The sequence below is a fragment of the Vibrio olivae genome, assembly GCF_042428525.1.
Taxonomy (GTDB): Bacteria; Pseudomonadota; Gammaproteobacteria; order Enterobacterales; family Vibrionaceae; genus Vibrio; species Vibrio olivae.
In genome coordinates, this window is the sequence record NZ_JBHMEP010000001.1 from 1,158,068 (window position 1) to 1,173,323 (window position 15,256).

Below are 15,256 nucleotides of genomic sequence, written 5' to 3' on the forward strand. Positions count from 1 at the left end.
ACACCTACAAAACATAGGTCTATTTTAAAAGCCGTTACTTTACCTTATCTGCAAAATTTGTCATGGCTTACAACGAAGAAATTGGTGATATCGAGCCACTTAATATTCAATTTCATTTGCAAATAATTCTCATTACCATATATTATAACTATGGTCTCGGCACTTTCGGGTTATTTATGCAGACAGCAAAGCTGACACAGTGGGTATTGAATGGGTCGTTTTTTTCGCAACTCGAGTTGCGCTACAAACGTATGTTGCTGCCGTGCACGCTAATGGCTTTATTGCTTGCCCCCACCACTCAATCCATTGCTGTCAATACACTCTCAGATGCTTTTTGGGCGGTATCAAGTTATGTGGCATTTACATTGGCGCTGTATCACTACCTGTCGCAGTTTTTTAGCCAGCGCAATACCGTTGTCGACCTTTACTTAAATTCTCGCCACTTCCAAGTGCTATTCGCAGCGCTCTTAGGGGCACTTCCTGGATGTGGCGGCGCGATTATTGTCACGACACAGTTTGTCGGTGGACGAGTCGGATTTGGTGCTATTATTGCCGTACTCACGGCCACAATGGGCGATGCCGCATTCTTACTCCTCGCCAGTAAGCCTCAGGTTGGACTTGGTGTGATTGCCCTCGGTGTTGTGGTGGGCTGTCTCTCCGGCTGGGTGGTTAATCTTATTCACCATGATGATTTTATGCGCCCAAAAACAGCGAACGTGGCAGCCCCCATCGACCAAGACGCAAACAGTGCCTTCGAAGCGAGAGCCATCAATTTGCAAGGCGCATTTTGGAAGTGGCTGATTGTTCCGGCCAGCATCGTTGCTTTTCTTGGTTCATTTCAAATTGATATTAATCAGCGACTCGCATTGCCCGCTCAATCTATTGAATGGGTAGGCGCTGGTTGCCTTGTAGTGAGTTTATTGCTGTGGTCTTTAACCAAGGAGATCAAGAGCTACCAGTCGACGGTATCCGAAGACTGTAAGCCTCGAATCTCACACCCTATGCAACGGACAGCGCAAGATACCAATTTCGTCACGGCTTGGGTCGTGATGGCCTTTTTAGTGTTTGACCTTACAACCCAACTGGCGGATTTAAACTTACAGGTTTTATTCAATGACTGGGGAGTGTGGATGCCTTTGGTTGGTGTCCTGATTGGTCTGCTCCCAGGGTGTGGACCACAAATTCTAGTCACGAGCTTTTATCTCACTGGCGCCGCGCCGATGTCTACCCAACTCGCCAATGCAATTTCTAACGATGGCGATGCGCTCTTCCCGGCGATTGCTATGGCACCGAAAGCCGCACTCGTCGCCACTGTTTACACCTCAGTTCCGGCGCTGATCGTCGGCTACAGTTACTTTTGGTTTTTTGAATAGCACATTCTGCTGATTCAACGCCTCTTTTCATTGGGCGATTCCCGAATAATGGGGCAATCGCACTTAGTTTCTGTAGACGCCATCCGATTAACTTCTTACTATTATTTCATGCTCCGTTGTCCGCTAGACGCTTGAATATGAAAAACAAAAAAGTCTTAGTCTTATATGCCCACCCTTCTCAGCACCGAAGTGAAGTCAATACACCGATGATTCGCGCAGTGAAAGCCATGGCTAATGTGACCGTGGTTGATCTTTACTATGAATACCCAAACTTCGATATCGACATCGATCTTGAACAGCAACGTTTGCTCGAGCACGATGTCATTGTGTTCCAATTTCCTCTTTACTGGTATTCAACCCCTTCACTTCTTAAAGAGTGGCAAGACTTAGTTTTAGAGTATGGATTTGCTTACGGACAAGATGGCCGTGCTTTGCAAGGGAAGTTATTGCTGTGTGCATTAACCGCAGGCGGAAAAGAACAAACCTATGGTGACAAAGGGTACAATCATTTCACCATTCGCCAGATGCTCTATCCCATTGAACAGATGGCGTGTATGACCAAAATGCGTTATTTACCGCCCTTTGCCTTGTTCGATGCTCGTAAAGCCTACCAAGATCAATCGGTTCATCAGCATGTCGATACCTATCGCGAGTTATTACAAGCGTTAATAGACGACCGCTTGGATATCGAGCAAGCGGCACAATTGGATAAATTGACTCACCACGTAGAGCACTTAATCCTGCCATCGGAGGCGTTATGACAGGTTATTTCATTCAAGTGTTTATTTACCTATTGGCCGCTGTCATTGCAGTCCCGCTTGCAAAGCGCTTTGGGCTTGGTTCGGTACTTGGTTACTTAATGGCGGGCGTGGTGATTGGCCCATTGATTGGTATTGTCGGTGACGAAACCGAAGCGATTCAACATTTTGCCGAGTTTGGCGTGGTAATGATGCTGTTTTTAGTCGGCCTTGAGTTAGATCCGAAACACCTATGGGCCATGAGAAATCGCTTAATGGGACTGGGCGGCTTACAAGTCTTGTTATCGACGCTGGGTGTGATGGCTATCGCTTCCACCTTGGGACTAGGTTGGAGTACGGCGCTGACAGTTGGACTTATTTTCTCACTCTCCTCTACCGCTATTGTCTTGCAAACCTTCAATGAAAAACGGCTAACCAAAACCATCGGTGGGCAAAATGCGTTTTCCGTTTTGCTATTTCAAGACATTGCCGTCATCCCAATGCTGGCATTTATCCCACTGTTAGCGATCCCTGAATTAGTCGAATCGGCTAACACGCTTGGCGAGCAAGCGAATCACTCTGACATCAGTTTAGTCACGGATTTGCCAAGTTGGGCTTATGGTTTAGTGTTGACTGCTGCAATCGCTGCCATCGTCGTCGGAGGGCATTATTTAAGCCGTCCACTCCTTAAATTTGTCGCCAGCTCTGGCGTAAGAGAGATCTTTACCGCCACCGCACTGATGCTGGTTGTGGGCATCGCAGCGCTGATGGGGTTGGTCGGCCTTTCGCCCGCTTTAGGAACCTTTCTGGCGGGTGTGGTTTTAGCCAACAGTGAGTTTCGCCACGAATTAGAATCCAATATTGAGCCATTTAAAGGGTTATTGCTGGGCTTGTTTTTTATCACGGTGGGGGCGAACATTCACTTTGATATTTTGTTTGGCCAGTTTTTTACTATTTTGGCTCTGACCATTGGCGTGATGCTACTCAAAGCACTGGTGTTACTGGTGTTAAGCTTTATTTTCAGAATCAAACACAGTAACCGATGGCTGTTTGCCTTGAGCTTAGCGCAAGCGGGTGAGTTTGGTTTTGTTCTTCTCACGTTCTCCGAACAAAACCACGTCCTTCCTCATGATTTAGCCCAAACGTTATCTATGGTGGTCGCGCTTTCAATGTTCTTCACACCGTTACTGTTTATCGTGTTTGAAAAAATGATCATGCCACGTTTTCAGGCCGCTTCTAATGACCGAGAAACAGACACTATTGATGAAAAAGGCACCGTGATCATTGCTGGTGTCGGACGCTTTGGGCAAATCGTCAATCGTATTCTGGTTTCCAACGGTATTAAGACTGTCGTGCTTGATCATCAAGCTTCGCAAATTGATAACCTACGCCGTATTAATACCAAAGCCTATTTTGGCGATTCCACACGGCCAGACCTGTTGTTACAAGCTGGTGTCGAAGAAGCGGCAATGGTCGTGGTCGCCATCGATAGCCGAGAAAACAGCATTAATCTCGTCAAATATTTAAAGCATGCCCACCCTCAAATTAAAGTGCTAGCGCGTGCCTTTGACCGCGGACACAGCTATCGACTTCGCCAAGTTGGCGCAGACTTCATTGAGTTAGAAACCTACCATTCAGCGTTAGAGATTGGTGGTATCGCGCTGCGGGAACTCGGCCAACATCCGTTTACCGTCGAGAAACAAAAAACCGCCTACAAGCGAGTGGAGAAAGCCTCGTCTGATGAGCTGTATCAAGCTTGGCTTGGGGAGTCGGGTTCAGAGGAACGATTTGACAACAATTATGCCAAGCTGTTTATTCAACTTGAAGAGCGTATTCGTAATGAGATGTCATTTGAACATACCGACCAACACTCTCGCACAGAGCGCGGCTGGGCTCCCCCGCCGAAAGGCTATGCCGATAACTTTGATTTGCTAGACGACTAATCGTTTTAATCATCCTCAGCGTTCATCCGCTGAGGATGGCTTAGATTATTCAAGTGTTGCTGCCACTTCGTCAGAAATATCGCCGTTATGGTAAACTTCTTGAACATCATCAAGGTCTTCAAGTGCATCAATCAAACGCAGTAACTTGGGTGCAGTATCCGCATCCAACTCGGCTTTAGTTGAAGGAATCAACGACACTTCAGCGTTATCTGCCTCAAAACCCGCCTTATCGAGCGCATCTTTAACAATGCCAAACTCGGCTGGCTCAGAGTAAACATCAATCGAACCGTCCTCTGCCGTTTCAATATCCTCGGCGCCGCTTTCCAACGCCACTTCCATCACTTCGTCTTCACTAAGGCCTGGCGCGTAGGAGATCACCCCTTTCTTATCAAATAAGTAGTTTACGCTGCCGTCTGTCCCTAGGTTGCCTCCCGCTTTAGAGAACGCATGCCGCACACCAGACACAGTGCGATTGCGGTTATCCGTCATGCATTCCACCATCACGGCGGTGCCGCCGGGACCGTAACCTTCATAGATTACGGTTTCCATATTGTCATCCCCTTCGCCACCAGCGCCACGAGACACGGCGCGATTGATGGTATCGCGTGTCATGTTGTTGGAAAGCGCTTTATCAATAGCGGCACGTAGCCGAGGGTTATTTTCAACATCGCCGCCACTCTCTTTTGCCGCAACCACGATCTCACGAATTAATTTGGTGAAGATTTTGCCGCGCTTGGCATCTTGTGCGGCTTTGCGATGGCGAATATTCGCCCATTTACTGTGACCTGCCATATAAAAACCTCTATATAAAATACTGGTGGACAATAAAAAGCAAAAAAGCCGTAAGAACATCACTTCTCACAGCTTTTCAAACAATGCCTGTTAGTTTATCACAGGTGTCAAGCGTTCTATTTGTGACGCTCTTTTAGCTTGTTGATCACGTCATTCATTGACAGCCCTTGATCTTGCAGTAACACCAGCAGGTGGTAAATCAAATCAGCGGATTCGCTCACGACCTCCGCCTTGTCACCCGACGTTGCCGCAAGCGCGACTTCAACACCTTCTTCGCCCACTTTCTGCGAAATACGTTTGGTGCCACGGGCGTACAAACTGGCAGTATAAGAGGATTCAGGGTCTGCATTTTTACGCTCACCAAGCAGTTGTTCCAATTGGTGAAGCCACACCATTTGTGACTCATCCTGTTTGTCCGCATCCCAACAGGTTGTGGTCCCAGTATGGCAGGTCGGCCCGACAGGATTAACCTTAATTAGCAACGTGTCGTTGTCACAATCTAGGGAGATATTTTTTAGTTCAAGCACATTGCCCGACGTTTCACCTTTAGTCCACAAACGCTGCTTACTACGGGAGAAAAAAGTAACTTGGCCCGTCTGCTGCGTTTTACTCAGTGCTTCAGGGTTCATGTAGCCCATCATTAGCACTTGGCTAGATTGATAATCTTGAACAATAGCAGGCACTAAGCCGTCCACTTTTTCCCAATCAATTCGTTCTTCCAGTGCCTCTACAACCGCTTCTGCACTCATAATCTTACCTCGACGCCCTGTTGTTTTAGGTACTGTTTTAATTCACCAATATTAATGATCTGTTTATGAAAGACGGAAGCCGCTAAGGCACCGTCAACATTGGCGTGTTGGAACGCGTCTGTAAAGTGTTCCATTGCGCCAGCGCCGCCAGATGCAATCAAAGGAACGCCACAGACCTCACGTACCATATTTAATTGGTTCAGATCGTAACCGTTACGCACGCCATCCTGATTCATCATATTTAAGACAATTTCTCCAGCGCCGCGTTTTTGAACTTCTTTTACCCAATCTGCTGTCTGCCATTGAGTGGCTTTGGTGCGCGTTTCATCACCTGTAAATTGATAAACTTGGTATTGGCCTGTTTCTTTATCAAAATAAGAGTCGATACCGACGACAATACACTGCACACCAAATTTATCGGCCAACTCGGTAATCAATTCTGGATTGGCTAACGCTGGTGAGTTAATCGAGACCTTATCTGCGCCAAACTCCAAAATACGCGATGCATCTTCTGCCGTTTTAATGCCACCCGCGACGCAAAAAGGAATATCAATCACCTCAGCAACACGTGACACCCAGCTTTTATCGACCACACGTCCATCACTCGATGCCGTGATGTCATAAAAGACTAGCTCGTCCGCACCTTCTTCTGCATAGCGTTTGGCCAATGGCACGATATCACCAATGATTTCGTGATTACGAAATTGTATCCCTTTGACCACTTGACCATCACGAACGTCCAAACACGGAATTATGCGTTTTGCCAACATGCGAACGCCTCCTCTGCGGTAAATTTTCCATCGAGCAAAGCTCGGCCAACAATCACACCAGAAACACCAGTATCTTTAAGTGCCGCGATATCTTGTAAGCTGCCAATACCACCGGATGATTGAAACTTCACTTGTGGGTAGGCTTGGCATAAGTCGCGATATAATTCGACGTTTGAGCCGTTTAGTGTGCCATCGCGAGAAATATCGGTACATAGGACATGCTGGAGACCCACGGTAAGGTAGTCATCAAGCAAAGCCTCTATTGTTACCCCGGAATCTTCTTGCCAACCAGAGATGGCGACGTTACGTACGCCCTGAGCATCAATATTGATGTCCAATGCGAGCACAATTTTTTCTGCGCCGTATTTTTCCATCCAACCTTTGACGAGTTCCGGCTGCTTAACGGCTGTTGAGCCAACAACCACGCGCTGTGCACCGGCGTCAAGAAGATCGATGACATCTTGCTCACTGCGTACTCCACCGCCAATTTGGATGTTAGCTGGAGTACTAGCAAGTAACGTCGCGATAAGACCCAATTGACGTGCAGTCGTATCTTTAGCTCCCGTCAAATCCACTAGGTGCAACCAGTTTGCTCCTGCTTGGTGGTACAAATTGAACTGCTCAGCCGGGTTCACTTTGTATTCGGTAACTTGACCATAATCGCCTTGATATAAACGCACGACTTGGCCTTCGATTAAATCTAATGCTGGAATAATCACTGAACCATGTCCTTATAATTCCAAAAAGTTTTGAATGAGTTTAGAACCCGCTTTGGAAGAGCGCTCAGGGTGAAATTGCACTCCATAAAAGTTACCGCTTTGTACCGCTGCCGTGAAAGCATTTCCGTAATCGCATTCAGCAATCGTATACTCACCAACAGGCATGGCGTAACTGTGAACAAAGTAGAAATATTCCCCTTGCTCAATATCTTTAAACAAAGGGTGACCAGCCGATGCAACTAAGGTGTTCCATCCCATATGCGGTAATGGAAGATCGCCGGTATCCATCAAGCGGACATCACCATCACACAGGCCTAGGCATGGAACTTCTTCTGTGCTTGCTTGCGTTTTCTCTTCTGACAAACGCCCAAGAAGTTGCATACCTAAACAGATGCCCAGCACTGGTTTTTTGATCTGCTTAACCAGCTCAATCAACCCGCGCTCTTCGAGGTTACGCATCGCCTCACAGGCAGTCCCTACTCCTGGTAAAAACAGCTTATCAGCGCTAAGAACCAACTCAGGATCACGCGATACCACCACGTCATAACCCAAACGCTGAATGGCAAACTTCACCGAGGAAACATTCGCGCAGCCAGTATCAATAATAACGACTTTTTGAGTTTGCTCGCTCATTACAGCACTCCTTTACTGCTCGGCAGTTCGTTACCTTCTACTTTGATCGCTTGACGCAGTGTGCGACCAAATGATTTAAACAAACTTTCAATAATGTGGTGATCGTTGTCCCCTGCCGAAGAAAGGTGCAACGTGCACGCCAACGTATCGGTTAATGAACGGAAAAAGTGCACAACCATCTCAGTAGAAAAATCACCAACGTGTTCACGGCCAAATTGAGCGTCAAATTTCAAATAAGGACGCCCTGAAAGATCAAGTGCGCACTGGGCAAGACATTCATCCATAGGCAGGCTGAAACCAAAGCGGCCAATACCGCGCTTGTCACCCAGAGCCTCTTTCAAAGCCTGACCAAGCGCCAACGCGGTGTCTTCTACGGTATGGTGATCATCAATATGTAAATCACCTTCCACTTGGCAAGTCAGTTGGAAACCGCCATGCGTTGCAATTTGATCAAGCATATGGTCAAAAAAGCCAAGCCCGGTGTGAATTTGATTTCCACCCTGCTCATCGAGATTGACGCTTACGCGAATATCGGTTTCTTTGGTGGTTCGCACCACCTCAGCAACACGTGCATTGACAGTCAATGCCTTAACAATCTCACGCCAGCCCATGATTTGAGGATTATATTGAATACCTTCAATCGCCATGTTTTCAGCCAACTGCAAATCCGTGACACGGTCACCGATAACCGCAGACTGCTGAAAATCGACTTTGCCACCTTGAAGATACTCTTTCACTAAACCAAGCTTAGGCTTACGACAGCTGCAGTTATCTTGTTCAAAGTGCGGGCAAATAAGAACATCATCGAATTTGACGCCTTGTGATTCGAAAATCTCCATCATCATATTATGTGGTGCATCGAAATCGGCTTGTGGGTAGCTGTCGGTTCCTAACCCGTCTTGATTTGTGACCATCACTAAGCGATAGCCTTCTGATTGCAGCGTCAAGAGGCTCGGAATGACATACGGCTCTAGTTTTAGCTTATCTAAACGGTCGACTTGAAAATCCACCGGAGGCTCGACAATTAAGGTGCCATCACGGTCGATAAATAGGATTTTTTGTTGCTTGCTCACTCGAACATCCTTTTAAGTTTCACTGAAGCTTCAGCGTATAACGTTTAGTCGGTTATAAATAAAAATTCTTAATAAAACCAATGACTTTTTCGCACTCGGTTTTATTACCAATACTGATGCGAACTCCATTTTCAATCGGAGAGTTGCGCAAAATCATGCCGTTATCCCACGCAGCTTTAAATAAAGCATCACCATCTGGGAATAGCACTAGCAGGTAATTACCCCAGCCTTCACACACCGTAACCCCTTCAATTGTGGACAATGCTTGACTAAGGTACTGACGATTTTGGTTCAATTCCGCAACCTGGCTTGCTGCACGTTCCAAGCCTTGAGCAGAAAGCGCTTGCTGAGCAATATCAGCCACTGGAATCGGAACCGGATAAGGGGCAATGACTTTTAGCAATACATTAATAATGTCAGGGTTTGCTAAGGTAAATCCGCAGCGTAACCCAGCTAAAGCAAAGGCTTTAGACATGGTGCGTAAAATCGCTAAATTATCGTACTCTTTCAGTAAATCGACGGTCGAAGCTTCAGGGCAAAAATCGATATAGGCTTCATCCATCACCACAATCGCTTTATCTTTAGTCATTTCAAGCAAGGTGACGATGTCTTCACGTTTGACCAAATTGCCTGTTGGATTATTCGGACTACAAACAAACACTAACTTAACGTTGTCTAGCTGTGCTTCAATCCCTGCGAGATCGAGTTGCCAATCACTGTTCAGTGGCACTGTTTTTCGCTCAACACCAAAAGTTTCCGCGCTGATTGCGTACATACCATAGGTTGGCGGACAATAGAGTACCGCATCTTGTCCGGGTTCACAGTAAGCACGAATTAACAGCTCAATCCCTTCGTCAGCACCACGTGAGGTCAATGTCTGCTCTGGTTTGACGCCAGCATAAGCAGCATAAGCATCAATCAGTGGCTTTGGTTGACACTCACTATAGCGATTTAGCCGTGAAATATCTGCGACATAGGCATTATCAAAGGGCGACTCATTGGCGTTAAGCCAAACATCACCACTGCCGCCAATGCGACGTGCTGATAAGTAAGGCGTCAGCTGCTGAACTTGTTTACGAGCAAGCTTTTCCATCACACCTCTCCTTGCATCAGTTTTTCTACGCGAATGGTTACCGCACGTTTATGAGCATCCAAACCTTCCGCTTCCGCCATGGTCACCACGGTTGGAGCTAAGTTTTTCAAGCCATCAGCAGAAAGTTCTTGAACCGTCATCCGTTTGGAAAAGTCAGCTAAGCCAAGGCTTGAATAGGTCCGTGTATAGCCGTACGTTGGCAATACGTGATTGGTACCAGAGGCATAATCCCCAGCCGATTCAGGAGACCAATCCCCCAAGAAAATGGAACCGGCATTATCCAGCAGAGGAAGCAATTCGCGAGGGTTTTTGGTTTGAACAATCAAGTGTTCTGGGCCGTAATAGTTGGAGATGGAGACAGCTTGCGGTAATGATTCAGCAATAATAATCAAACTCGATGCCAGCGCCTTTTGCGCGATGTCCGCGCGAGAAAGCATCGCAAGCTGAGTTTGTACAGCATCACGCACTTGATCAGCAATCACCGGTGACGGCGTTACCAGCACGACTTGTGAGTCCGGCCCATGTTCTGCTTGGCTTAATAAGTCCGCCGCGATGAAGTCGGGAGTGGCTGTCTCATCCGCAATAACCAAGACTTCTGACGGCCCAGCGGGCATATCAATGGCTGCGCCGCGAAAATCATTACTGACTTGGCGCTTTGCTTCGGTAACATACGCATTACCTGGGCCAAAGATTTTATCGACTTTACTCACGGTCTCTGTACCATAAGCCATTGCTGCGATCGCTTGACCACCACCCACGTTATACACCTCATCAATACCGCAAAGTTTCGCCACGTAGAGAATTTCATCGGCAATCGGTGGTGGAGAACACAGCACCACCTTACGGCAGCCTGCGATTTTCGCTGGTACGCCCAGCATTAATACGGTGGAAGGAAGTGGCGCACTGCCTCCCGGGATATACAAACCCACTTTTTGAATTGGACGCGTGGTTTGTTCACACATCACGCCCGGCTGAGTTTCGACTTTAATCGGCTGCGGTTTTTGCGCTTTGTGAAATTTTGCGATATTTGCGTAAGCTTGCTCGAGCGCTTGACGCATAGAGTCACTTAAACGCTCTGACGCTTGCCCAATCTCCTCGCTTGATACGCGAAGCGATGCAGGTTTTACCTTGTCGAATTTCTCAGTTAACTCAGCGAGCGCTTGGTCGCCGTGTTGGCGAACCTGAGTAATGACGTCAGCTACCGCTGCCGTTATATTCGCCCCTTCGGTAATTGCCGGGCGCTCTAAGATTGAGTCTTGTTGTGATTCGCTTAATGATTGCCAAACTACCGTTCTCATCGCCCTACTCCATCATCTTATCAATAGGCAACACTAGAATTGAGCTTGCACCCAGCTCTTTAAGTTGCTCCATGGTTTCCCAAAATAGATTTTCGGTGCTGACTAAATGTACAGCAACTTTTTGTTTTTCAGCGGAGAGCGGTAATACGGTTGGATCTTCAGCTCCTGGCAGCAATGCTTTCACTTGTTCCAGTTTATCAACCGGGGCATGCAGCATAATGTATTTCGATTCTTTTGCTTGTTGTACGCCCTGCATACGGACAAGCAGTTTGCTGATGAGAGCGGTTTTATCGGCATCAAATTCGCCCATGCGTTGAATGAGCGTCGCTTTAGATTTGAAAATGACTTCCGCTTCTTTTAGACCATTAGCTTCCAGAGTCGCCCCTGTTGAGACTAGGTCAGCGATGGCATCAGCAAGGCCGGCGCGAGGCGCCACTTCCACTGAGCCCGTAAGCATACAAGTCGAAAATGGCACGCCCTGCTTATCCATATACGCTTTAAGTAGTTGTGGGTAAGTGGTCGCAATGCGTTTGCCCGCGAGATCCTGAGGGCCGTTGTACTCTTCGTCTTTATTAATGGCGATAGACAGACGGCAACCACCAAAATCGAGACGACGCAGAGAAACAAACTCACAAGGTTCACCTTGTGCTTTACGCTCTAGGCGAACTTCTTCAAGCTCGTTTTCACCAATAAAGCCGAGGTCAACCACGCCATCCATGATTAGACCTGGAATGTCGTCATCACGAACCAATAGCAAATCAATCGGCATATTTTGAGCGTGAACGACGAGACGCTCACCCATCACGTTAAACTTCACACCGCACTGCTTGAGTAGCGCTTGGCTCTCTTTACTTAGGCGGCCTTTTTTCTGGATGGCAATTCTTAGTCGTTGTTGTGTTTGCATTTATTAGTTCCTTTGCAGAATTTAGTAAAGTTTAAATCAGTAAAAACTAAAAAACCCTTGGAAGTTTGTCTCCCAAGGGTTTGAATCTGTAATCACTTCGATTTCAACCACCGGGAGAGTCCTGCCTCCCGGGTACGCGTACATCGCCCGAAAGACTAGATTGGGTGATGGTGATGATGAATGTTCATTACGAAATTACGCATACTTAATTACTTTGGCTTTTTGAGTTTTTGTGAACTGTGTTCAACACTATCGAAGCTCGGCCTTTTTTTCAACCTTTTATTTTCGTTTTTTTTAATTTGTATAATACAAATAAAAAAGGTGCCGAAGCACCTTTCACTAATAGGTTCAAAATCAGACAGTTATAAAGCTTCTAATTTCGCCATTTTGGACTTAGACATCGCAGAAAGTACCAAGCACAAAACAATAAACGCCACGGATGTCGCTGCTAGTGCAAGCATTGGTGAACCAAAGAAACCTAAAACTACAAAGCCAATACATGAAATCAGCGCAACGGATAATGCATAAGGCAACTGAGTGGACACATGATCAATGTGATCACAACGTGCACCGGTTGACGATAAAATTGTCGTGTCTGAAATCGGTGAGCAATGATCGCCAAAAACCGATCCCGCTAATACAGCACTGAGCATTGGTAGCATCATGGCAACATCGGTTGCACCTGCCATATCACCAGCGATAGGAAGCATGATGCCAAACGTTCCCCATGAGGTGCCGGTTGAAAAAGCCATTAACCCAGAGAGCAGGAATAAAATCACAGGTAACCATTGAGTACCAATATTTCCTTGTGCAAGTGTCGACAGGTAGCTACCGGTTTTCATATCACCAATAATTGAACCTATCGTCCAAGCAAAGAGCAAGATCAATATGGCACCAAACATGGACTTCGCACCGACCCAGAGGGTATGTAAAATAGCATTTAGCGCGATTTTTTGCTTGAACACCGTCAATAGTGCGATGGCTAAACCAACAACACCACCATAGATCAGTGACGTACCGACATCAGTATTTTCAAATGCGCCCAAAATATTAAAGCCAAGCCCATCGGAGGCAAGAGCTTGCGCTCCGGTGTACATCATGGCAATGACTGTCGCGACAATAAGGAAGACGATCGGTAACACCAAGTCCGACACTTTGCCATTTTCACTTTCAACAATATCAAGCTCTTCAGTGAGATCGCGCGCTTCCTCACTCACTTCATTCTCTTTATCGTACCCCCGCCCTTGAGACGCAGAGATCTCGTGTTCGCGCATTTTACCAATATCGAGACCAAACCAGGCGACAGCAAACACCATAAGCAATGCAAAGATGGCGTAGAAGTTCATCGGTACAATACGTAAATACGCACCTAGTGCTGAATATTCCGTCACGCCATGCGCAACCAGAATGCCACTGATGATGGTCATGATGTATGCGCCCCAACTAGATGCGGGCATGATGACGCACATTGGCGCGGCGGTGGAGTCAAGAATATAAGCCAGTTTAGAGCGAGAAACATAAAAACGGTCAGTCACTGGGCGTGAAATCGCACCAACGGCCAAGCTGTTAAAGTAGTCGTCAATAAAAATAAACACGCCTAGAAAAGCTGCTAGCAGCTTTGATCCGCGTTTACTTTTTACTCGTGACTGAGCCCATGCAGCAAAAGCGCGTGTGCCGCCAGACAATGCGAGCAAGGCCGTCATCATTCCCAATAGAATCAGAAAACCGACAATACTCATATTCCAGCTATTAATACTACCGTCTTCGATGAACACGGCTTTCACCGTGGTACCGACATAGTGAGCGGTAGAAGAAAGTGTGAATCCCGTGAGCAACAGCGCCCCTAAAAGAATCCCCACTCCAAGAGAAAGTAATACACGACGTGTGACAATCGCCAAGCTCAATGCAACCAATGGTGGCAACAAGGACATCGGCGAAGAAGCAAAATCAATTAAATTCATGATCTTCAAAAACCAGTTAGATTGGCTAGAGATCTACTGCAGACAATACGAGATGAAAACAAAACGTCATTGTTGATAATAAGCGAAAGGTAAGCGAATGCTGAACCCACACCCTACAGTAGCGCTCCATAGTTTTAAAATAATAGACTATGGCAGTGGTGCACCTATTCGCTGCACCCCCAGCCTATATCCCTGATAAAGATATAGACTTCGGCGAAAAGACCTTTAACTGTTATTCATTGGCATCACCCCAATAACAGCGACTCTTTCAGTTCGCGCCTCTACCGCTCATGCAAAAGATTATACCTTAGTGCTGGTCAAAAACAGCACAATACAACCCTGCATCAGCATTAGGTGGCCGCCATTTTACTCATTTAGAGAGCTATTGCAACACAACATCCCAAAAGCCGATTTACGTATCGAATCACAATTTAAATAGAGAAATTGCATGTAACACGTAAGTTTATGAGTAAAATGTCATAACAAGAGATTCAAATGAATTAATTCTGAATATCTACGCTAAGGTTAATTATTACATTTTTAAACAAAATATTTGTAAAATACCTTTCGATAAATATCTATTATAGAAGAATTACTAATCAATATTTTGAACTTTATTAACCCAATTGCAGTCAGATATAGAGATCACAAAATCCGCAAACTCTAAAAAATTTAAATATTATTGACAGTAGAATATTGTATTAGTTAACTTTGCAGATTAATATCTATATATAAACTCAATTCAGTAGGTATGAACAATGTCGGAACTGACAAAAACACTTTTAAATATTCGTAGTCTTCGTGCCTTTGCTCGTGATTTAACAATGGAGCAATTGGAAGAAGCTTTAGATAAACTCACTATTGTTGTTGAAGAACGTAAAGAACAAGAAGAAGCAGAACTTGCTGAAAAAGCAGAGCAAGAAGCAAAACTTGCCGCTATTGCTGAGCAAATTGCTCAAGACGGAATTGATGTAACGGCGTTGATCGATGCATTATCTGGTGAAACAAAAAGTAAGAAATCAAAGTCTAAACGTACTCCTCGTCCAGCAAAATACAAATACGTTGATGCAAATGGACAAGAAAAAACGTGGACAGGACAAGGTCGTACTCCATCAGCTATCCAAGCGCATTTAGATGCGGGTAACTCATTGGACGATTTCCTTATCGAAAAAAATTAATCCATTGTGATTAAAATTAATTTATAAAAAAGC

At 45.9% G+C, this 15,256-nt stretch carries 14 protein-coding genes, 1 riboswitch and 1 other annotated feature; of the genes, 4 read left to right on the forward strand and 10 right to left on the reverse strand.

Features of this window, described 5'->3' with window-relative positions; all coding sequences use genetic code 11:
• Nucleotides 1-176 precede the first annotated feature (176 nt).
• The 3 genes from ACFFUV_RS05325 to ACFFUV_RS05335 all read left to right on the forward strand — a co-directional run bounded on the left by ACFFUV_RS05325 (nucleotide 177) and on the right by ACFFUV_RS05335 (nucleotide 4,053).
• Nucleotides 177-1,373: a putative manganese transporter gene (locus ACFFUV_RS05325; RefSeq protein ID WP_390190273.1), complete on the forward strand. Its 1,197-nt coding sequence runs from the start codon at nucleotides 177-179 to the stop codon at nucleotides 1,371-1,373.
• Between the two features lie 137 nt (nucleotides 1,374-1,510).
• The gene (locus tag ACFFUV_RS05330; RefSeq protein ID WP_390190274.1) at nucleotides 1,511-2,134 is read left to right on the forward strand and encodes an NAD(P)H-dependent oxidoreductase; all 624 of its coding nucleotides are present in this window, start codon (nucleotides 1,511-1,513) and stop codon (nucleotides 2,132-2,134) included.
• Nucleotides 2,131-4,053, forward strand: coding sequence for a monovalent cation:proton antiporter-2 (CPA2) family protein (locus tag ACFFUV_RS05335; RefSeq protein WP_390190276.1), 1,923 nt, complete (start codon nucleotides 2,131-2,133; stop codon nucleotides 4,051-4,053). The genes ACFFUV_RS05330 and ACFFUV_RS05335 overlap by 4 nt, the downstream gene beginning before the upstream one ends.
• Before the next feature lie 45 nt (nucleotides 4,054-4,098).
• Here the strand turns inward: ACFFUV_RS05335 and ACFFUV_RS05340 are convergent, their stop codons facing one another.
• The 10 genes from ACFFUV_RS05340 to ACFFUV_RS05385 form a co-directional block, all read right to left on the reverse strand.
• Nucleotides 4,099-4,845: a YebC/PmpR family DNA-binding transcriptional regulator gene (locus tag ACFFUV_RS05340; RefSeq protein ID WP_390190277.1), complete on the reverse strand. Its 747-nt coding sequence runs from the start codon at nucleotides 4,843-4,845 to the stop codon at nucleotides 4,099-4,101.
• 116 nt (nucleotides 4,846-4,961) lie between these two features.
• Nucleotides 4,962-5,594: a bifunctional phosphoribosyl-AMP cyclohydrolase/phosphoribosyl-ATP diphosphatase HisIE gene (gene hisIE, locus ACFFUV_RS05345; RefSeq protein WP_390190278.1), complete on the reverse strand. Its 633-nt coding sequence runs from the start codon at nucleotides 5,592-5,594 to the stop codon at nucleotides 4,962-4,964.
• Nucleotides 5,591-6,364 (reverse strand): imidazole glycerol phosphate synthase subunit HisF, encoded by a 774-nt coding sequence (hisF, locus tag ACFFUV_RS05350; RefSeq protein ID WP_390190279.1) that lies wholly within the window; start codon nucleotides 6,362-6,364, stop codon nucleotides 5,591-5,593. The genes hisIE and hisF overlap by 4 nt, the downstream gene beginning before the upstream one ends.
• Nucleotides 6,346-7,083, reverse strand: coding sequence for a 1-(5-phosphoribosyl)-5-[(5-phosphoribosylamino)methylideneamino]imidazole-4-carboxamide isomerase (hisA, locus tag ACFFUV_RS05355; RefSeq protein ID WP_390190280.1), 738 nt, complete (start codon nucleotides 7,081-7,083; stop codon nucleotides 6,346-6,348). Before hisA ends, hisF begins: the two co-directional genes overlap by 19 nt.
• 12 nt (nucleotides 7,084-7,095) lie before the next feature.
• Nucleotides 7,096-7,716, reverse strand: coding sequence for an imidazole glycerol phosphate synthase subunit HisH (gene hisH, locus ACFFUV_RS05360; protein ID WP_390190281.1), 621 nt, complete (start codon nucleotides 7,714-7,716; stop codon nucleotides 7,096-7,098).
• Entirely contained in the window at nucleotides 7,716-8,789 is a 1,074-nt protein-coding gene (gene hisB / locus ACFFUV_RS05365; RefSeq protein WP_390190282.1) for a bifunctional histidinol-phosphatase/imidazoleglycerol-phosphate dehydratase HisB, read from the reverse strand. Before hisB ends, hisH begins: the two co-directional genes overlap by 1 nt.
• Nucleotides 8,790-8,841: 52 nt before the next feature.
• Nucleotides 8,842-9,882 carry a histidinol-phosphate transaminase gene (gene hisC, locus ACFFUV_RS05370; RefSeq protein WP_390190283.1) on the reverse strand — a complete coding sequence of 347 codons (1,041 nt, stop codon included), beginning with the start codon at nucleotides 9,880-9,882 and terminating at the stop codon, nucleotides 8,842-8,844.
• Nucleotides 9,882-11,180 (reverse strand): histidinol dehydrogenase, encoded by a 1,299-nt coding sequence (hisD, locus tag ACFFUV_RS05375; protein ID WP_390190284.1) that lies wholly within the window; start codon nucleotides 11,178-11,180, stop codon nucleotides 9,882-9,884. The genes hisC and hisD overlap by 1 nt, the downstream gene beginning before the upstream one ends.
• A gap of 4 nt (nucleotides 11,181-11,184) precedes the next feature.
• Nucleotides 11,185-12,084: an ATP phosphoribosyltransferase gene (hisG, locus tag ACFFUV_RS05380; RefSeq protein ID WP_390190285.1), complete on the reverse strand. Its 900-nt coding sequence runs from the start codon at nucleotides 12,082-12,084 to the stop codon at nucleotides 11,185-11,187.
• Nucleotides 12,085-12,129: 45 nt separating this feature from the next.
• Nucleotides 12,130-12,264 (reverse strand) — a sequence feature (His leader region).
• 182 nt (nucleotides 12,265-12,446) lie between these two features.
• On the reverse strand, nucleotides 12,447-14,045 hold the full coding sequence (locus ACFFUV_RS05385; RefSeq protein ID WP_390190287.1) for a Na+/H+ antiporter NhaC family protein: 1,599 nt from the start codon (nucleotides 14,043-14,045) through the stop codon (nucleotides 12,447-12,449).
• Nucleotides 14,046-14,156: 111 nt separating this feature from the next.
• Nucleotides 14,157-14,337: riboswitch (Lysine riboswitch) on the reverse strand.
• A 466-nt stretch (nucleotides 14,338-14,803) separates the two neighbouring features.
• On the opposite strand from ACFFUV_RS05385, the gene ACFFUV_RS05390 reads away from it, so the two are divergent.
• Nucleotides 14,804-15,223, forward strand: coding sequence for an H-NS family histone-like protein (locus ACFFUV_RS05390; protein ID WP_390190288.1), 420 nt, complete (start codon nucleotides 14,804-14,806; stop codon nucleotides 15,221-15,223).
• Nucleotides 15,224-15,256 lie beyond the last annotated feature (33 nt).

Bases quoted from the DNA above. Each gene is read 5' to 3' on its own strand.
- ACFFUV_RS05325 (WP_390190273.1), top strand. From the start codon at position 177: ATGCAGACAGCAAAGCTGACACAGTGGGTATTGAATGGGTCGTTTTTT.
- ACFFUV_RS05330 (WP_390190274.1), top strand. From the start codon at position 1,511: ATGAAAAACAAAAAAGTCTTAGTCTTATATGCCCACCCTTCTCAGCAC.
- ACFFUV_RS05335 (WP_390190276.1), top strand. From the start codon at position 2,131: ATGACAGGTTATTTCATTCAAGTGTTTATTTACCTATTGGCCGCTGTC.
- ACFFUV_RS05340 (WP_390190277.1), bottom strand. From the start codon at position 4,845: ATGGCAGGTCACAGTAAATGGGCGAATATTCGCCATCGCAAAGCCGCA.
- hisIE (WP_390190278.1), bottom strand. From the start codon at position 5,594: ATGAGTGCAGAAGCGGTTGTAGAGGCACTGGAAGAACGAATTGATTGG.
- hisF (WP_390190279.1), bottom strand. From the start codon at position 6,364: ATGTTGGCAAAACGCATAATTCCGTGTTTGGACGTTCGTGATGGTCAA.
- hisH (WP_390190281.1), bottom strand. From the start codon at position 7,716: ATGAGCGAGCAAACTCAAAAAGTCGTTATTATTGATACTGGCTGCGCG.
- hisC (WP_390190283.1), bottom strand. From the start codon at position 9,882: ATGGAAAAGCTTGCTCGTAAACAAGTTCAGCAGCTGACGCCTTACTTA.
- hisD (WP_390190284.1), bottom strand. From the start codon at position 11,180: ATGAGAACGGTAGTTTGGCAATCATTAAGCGAATCACAACAAGACTCA.
- hisG (WP_390190285.1), bottom strand. From the start codon at position 12,084: ATGCAAACACAACAACGACTAAGAATTGCCATCCAGAAAAAAGGCCGC.
- ACFFUV_RS05385 (WP_390190287.1), bottom strand. From the start codon at position 14,045: ATGAATTTAATTGATTTTGCTTCTTCGCCGATGTCCTTGTTGCCACCA.
- ACFFUV_RS05390 (WP_390190288.1), top strand. From the start codon at position 14,804: ATGTCGGAACTGACAAAAACACTTTTAAATATTCGTAGTCTTCGTGCC.